At 38.4% G+C, this 4,721-nt stretch carries 6 protein-coding genes; 4 read left to right on the forward strand and 2 right to left on the reverse strand.

Features of this window, described 5'->3' with window-relative positions:
* On the forward strand, window positions 1–287 hold a 287-nt coding region (locus BIZ39_RS20180), incomplete at its 5' end, for a hypothetical protein (RefSeq protein WP_187447878.1).
* The gene (locus BIZ39_RS20185; RefSeq protein ID WP_187447879.1) at window positions 274–1,068 is read left to right on the forward strand and encodes a hypothetical protein; all 795 of its coding nucleotides are present in this window, start codon (window positions 274–276) and stop codon (window positions 1,066–1,068) included. The genes BIZ39_RS20180 and BIZ39_RS20185, both read left to right, overlap by 14 nt.
* On the opposite strand, the gene BIZ39_RS20190 is transcribed toward BIZ39_RS20185, so the two are convergent.
* On the reverse strand, window positions 1,061–2,095 hold the full coding sequence (locus BIZ39_RS20190; protein WP_187447880.1) for a hypothetical protein: 1,035 nt from the start codon (window positions 2,093–2,095) through the stop codon (window positions 1,061–1,063). The genes BIZ39_RS20185 and BIZ39_RS20190 overlap by 8 nt on opposite strands.
* Before the next feature lie 280 nt (window positions 2,096–2,375).
* Between BIZ39_RS20190 and BIZ39_RS20195 the strand changes: the two genes are divergently transcribed.
* Both BIZ39_RS20195 and BIZ39_RS20200 read left to right on the forward strand, forming a co-directional pair.
* Window positions 2,376–3,224, forward strand: coding sequence for a thrombospondin type 3 repeat-containing protein (locus tag BIZ39_RS20195; protein ID WP_187447881.1), 849 nt, complete (start codon window positions 2,376–2,378; stop codon window positions 3,222–3,224).
* 6 nt (window positions 3,225–3,230) lie between these two features.
* Complete coding sequence (locus BIZ39_RS20200; protein ID WP_187447882.1) at window positions 3,231–3,659, forward strand: hypothetical protein; 429 nt, start codon at window positions 3,231–3,233, stop codon at window positions 3,657–3,659.
* Between the two features lie 136 nt (window positions 3,660–3,795).
* On the opposite strand, the gene BIZ39_RS20205 is transcribed toward BIZ39_RS20200, so the two are convergent.
* Window positions 3,796–4,602, reverse strand: coding sequence for a hypothetical protein (locus BIZ39_RS20205; protein ID WP_187447883.1), 807 nt, complete (start codon window positions 4,600–4,602; stop codon window positions 3,796–3,798).
* Window positions 4,603–4,721 lie beyond the last annotated feature (119 nt).

Raw genomic sequence — 4,721 nt, forward strand, 5'->3', positions numbered from 1 at the left:
GTCCAATATATCGAGATAAATACTTTTTTGAAATCATGCTTCTCGCAAACGATGAGCAGTCGAAAATAGCCGCGGATTTCGTGTATTGTTCAGAAGATCAAGTTGAAGCGCTAGAAACGCTCCTCGAAAATCCTCTTGCTTCATTAAAGAACAGTACGAACTGTAATGTCGATACACCTGCACTCACAACAAAAGCAGCAATGGCGATGAATATAAGAGCATTACCAACGCTGCATATCAAATCCAAATCCCTATCAATAATAGGCGATCCCAGTGCGCATCTTTAGTCTTTTCCTCTTATGCACAGTTTTCTCATTTTCCGCCCATAGCCAGAATGAAAAATCTCCATATTTGCGTTTAATGACGAATGGTTATGCTGTTATAGCCAGCCCTACAACTAGCATAACCCTATCCCCTCACTCTGAAACACAAATAAGTTTGACGCCGCATTTAATTATAGAAACTGATTTATTATCAGAACAGATTCAGGTCGAATATGAGTACAAAGGCGAGAAGCGATTTCGCACAATCATGTTGTCTCAGAAAAGTGCAGAACCCTTTCTCCGATTCAGAGCAATTAACAGGCTAATTGACGATGACTCCGAGACAGTAACTATTGAGATGGTTACCAATGTGCCAGACCGTGTCATTACTGACTCAAAAGCATTTATCAACGGTCAACACGTAAATCTTAAGCCCAATATGACTTACACATTTACGGCATACCACCCAGTATCCTTGATAGAAGGGTACATCAATATAAGTAACTCATCTTCTCCGATAAAAGGAAAGAATCGGATAAACCATCCATTTGAGCCCGATACCGGTTGTAACTTGCTAGATGAAAATAAAACCTTTTATGCCCTTTGTTTTTCTAATTTATCAGGCAAACAATCTGCTCAATTTTTCTTAAATGAACAAGCAGTTGGTAAGTTCGGTGAACTTCGGTATGTTCCTGCAATGATTGAAGACCTTTCTTTGGTTTATTCAGTTGGTCAGAAAGAGTTTAAATATGCAATTACACTTGAAAATGAAGGTTATATCTTGTTACTACAAAATTCTAAATAAACACACTAGGCACTACACCATTGCAACTTAACTGGCCTCGTTGCAATGCTCTCACCAGTGCCGCGTCTTTAATTGGTATTCTCTCCAAACCTGCCCTATAAGCAGTTAGTGCCCTACATGAGTCTAGCAATCCAGTGCTATCCCTACCATACGCTGCACTAATATCATGCAACCAATTTAAGGTAGAGTTTGCTGGGGAAGCATCATGGAAAAACTCAGATAGCGCGGACTCCTGCCTTACGAAACAATTTCTTAAAAATTGTCTTTCATTGTTTTGAAAGGGATTTTTTTCAATATGTGCAATGTGGCACATAAAGTTATGAAACTCTGAGAGTTGCTGAAAAAAAGAGAACGCTTTTTCTCTTGGGGATAATACTAAATAATTATATTGGTTATTGGTAAACCTCAATTTCTTAAAAGCCATTCCTAAGTGACTTGGCATGTCAAATGTGATGAAAGCATCTATATTGTTTTGAGCCTCAACCATTGGTGAAGCGTTATTGTTTCGGAATGATTGATAAGACTGTGCATACTCCACTATTAGGGTTGCAAAGCGACTACATTCCTCATCTGTCATCCAATCTTTATCCGAACCAATATGACTAAAAGACAGAGCACTGTTTTTCGGGAAATAGTTAACGTAGAGCTGCTCGAAATTCCTTAGAACTAATCTGCTATTGGGTCTACATTTTAAATAATCTTCTACTTGCTCCCTGATAAAATCTCGGTGCGCAAAATAATTCTGGTAAACGTGTTGAGTGATATTAAGATCAAGAGCCCTCTTGGCCATCTCTGAACGGTACAGCGTTACTCTCAATGTTAAAAAAATTAAGCCGGCGCTTCCCAGGGCAAAGAAGGTTTCAAAATGGGACAACAGATTACTCAACCCCTGAACACTTAAAACAATTTCTCCACCTGCACCATTCCACAATGACTCTAGGGTAAGAAGAAAAGACAATAAACAGGTAAATAAAATAACAAAGAACAATATTGTCAGAGTTTTAATTAGGATTTTGTGGTCGTCCATGGCTATACCTATTTATTCCTTCTGTGCATGATCTTAGCATCCTAAAACGATTTAAGAGAAAGAAAAGCACTTATTGAAGCATTTAGCCGGTATAGCGTTGTTCAACAAGCACCAAGTAATCGTCTGTTCACTAAAACCTCAAGTTTCACGAAATTATTAGTATCACTATTGATAAAGTTAAGCTTTTTGGTTTATTGTTTAAATAATAAACACAATTACTTTCTGTTACTAATGGAGTAGTGAGCATAAGTAGCATTTTACTGTTCGTTAGGGAAAGACAATGAACCGCCTTATTTTAATCTTTTGTTTTGGCTTTAGTGCTATGACAGTACTCTTTGCATGCATGGCAACAAAAGAAGGTTCTTTACCGGCATCGCCAGCGCCAGCGCCGATTGCACTATTCGATAGTGATAATGATGGCGTAATGGATAATATGGACCTATGCCCCTCTACTCCACTAGGAATTCAAGTTGATGCAAGTGGCTGTCAACTTCCCTGTTTAACTATTTCTAGGGCAACAGAATGCAGCTCAGATTTACCCGCTTTTACATGGCCCATCCCAAAACCTAGTAGTTACCTTATTCTTCGTAACAATCAACTGTCTCATGTAAGAAAAACATCAATTGGAGAAATGGTTGACTCCCTTGAAGAGGTTCTAGGAAATTCGGGTTACTCTGAATTTAAGTATTACAGCCTACCAAAGGGCATTGTTATGGTTACACAACTCGAACGGATTAATGAGATGGGAGCCCCTTTCGCCATGCCAGATCGTTGGGATATCAATGATGTCGGTGCATCCATGGAAAACTTTGATCTTGCACAGCTTTTGCGAGTGTTGGTCGGTGCTGAGCATGGATATTACAGGGTGTTGGTGTTTGTACTTATGCAAAAAGATCAGGTTATTGTTTTTGACGAACCGTTAGGTGAAGAAAAGGAAATCACGAAGTTTGTAGATGGGGGCGCCATTAATTTACCTGGCAAATTGAGGCAGATACACATCGCGGATGATTTGAATCTTACTGTACTTGTGTACGAAATGGTTCGGAAGCGTGTTGGAACAGGTGCTGAAATCTATAGCTCTGGTTTATCGGTGAAATCTCATCTCGATTCTACGGAAATTCAATTGTAGGTACGCATGACAGAATTATTTAAGATTAGAAAGCGCATTACGATTACTTGGCTAATCTGTGCAGCAATATTGTTGATATTTGTGATTGCATTAGTGTTGAATCATCCTGATTTAACAAAGGTAGCGGGCTCGTGGTATTCAACATCAATTATGCCATCAACTGGTGTTATTATTGGTCTCTGGCTGGCGGTTTCACACACCGGCACCACCAATAAACATGTGAATTCGATGTCTGCTGGTTTAGCGGAGGCATTCCTGTATTTCTATATCTTTTGTCTGATTATGCCTTTCGTTGTTTTTGTCGGGTACAAACAACTGTCATTTGAAGCTTATTTTGAGATCTCGCAAATGTGGCTGGCTTTGTTGCAAACGCCAACTTTAGCCCTATTAGGTAAAATTTTTGCCGATAATACCGAACCAACTTCAAACACTTAATCTCCTGTATTAAAAATCAGTATTTAGTCGATGTGTGTGCGATTTATTGTGCTATGCAACGCTAGCCTGGGTAGAGTTTCGTACATTAAGTAGAAATAACATGGTGATGGTTTATAGCAACGGGGCTTTTCAGCATCTATTCCTTGTCTACAAATGCCAAATCAAATGCATCCCTGTGATTATTATTTTTTGGTAAATTATTTTCCTTAGTTTCCATAGTGACACTCAGGTTTCTTTTATCGACAAGGGACGAATCACCCTTTGCAGTCTTATCTTTAATCTCCGAAAAAAGAGCTCTTTGAGCATTGTAGAATCGCTCTACACTATCCTTTACAACGTCAAAATTAATTGTTTTATCGTTAATCTTGGCTTTAACCTGCTCTGACGTTAAGCCAAACTCGCTAGACAAAGTGGCTTTAATGCTTTGCATCGTAGAATTAATATCACGGATAACGCCGACTACTTTTCCATTTAATTCTGAAATATCATTGGCCATATAGTTACCAGTTAATGATAACTTGGCAGAATGTTGCATGAACTCGTCCATGTCTAACAAAATATCTATAAGCCTTCCGAAATAAGCAGACTTTATTGTTACCTCTATAGCACCTGCTTTTCCACTGTTATTAAAGATATACCCATTAGCTTCTTGTATCGCTACTTGTTTCCTTACTTGTTCTAAATGGTGAGTTAAACGCCAGTGGTGGAACTCAACTAGGTCTTTCGCAAACTTTTCAAATTCATAAGCCAATTTATTTTGATTCTTGTTAGTAAAACTATGACGGATGCTAGATATAGTTTTTACAGATCTAACGCAGTGCTTCAATTGACGTTCGACATCAGGCTGGTGGATATAGAACTCACGTTTAACAGTGACAAACTGCTTTGGGTAGGACTTTACGTTAAATACACCTGTTGATTTGTTAGGTTCTGTTCTTGCCATAAGTCTATTCTCTTTGTATCAGCTAACTATGTATACAATGTATTAGGTAACAGCAACCCGTAACGATAAATACAGTCCAGTATCTAAAAAACCTAAATAATTGGACCTAGGTTCGATTT

Origin of the sequence: Alteromonas sp. BZK5, from assembly GCF_014349115.1 — a bacterium.
GTDB lineage: Bacteria > Pseudomonadota > Gammaproteobacteria > Enterobacterales > Alteromonadaceae > Alteromonas > Alteromonas macleodii.

What these genes read in the sequence shown, in the direction of transcription:
- BIZ39_RS20190 (WP_187447880.1), bottom strand. Translation starts at nt 2,095, where the DNA reads ATGGACGACCACAAAATCCTAATTAAAACTCTGACAATATTGTTCTTT.
- BIZ39_RS20195 (WP_187447881.1), top strand. Translation starts at nt 2,376, where the DNA reads ATGAACCGCCTTATTTTAATCTTTTGTTTTGGCTTTAGTGCTATGACA.
- BIZ39_RS20200 (WP_187447882.1), top strand. Translation starts at nt 3,231, where the DNA reads ATGACAGAATTATTTAAGATTAGAAAGCGCATTACGATTACTTGGCTA.
- BIZ39_RS20205 (WP_187447883.1), bottom strand. Translation starts at nt 4,602, where the DNA reads ATGGCAAGAACAGAACCTAACAAATCAACAGGTGTATTTAACGTAAAG.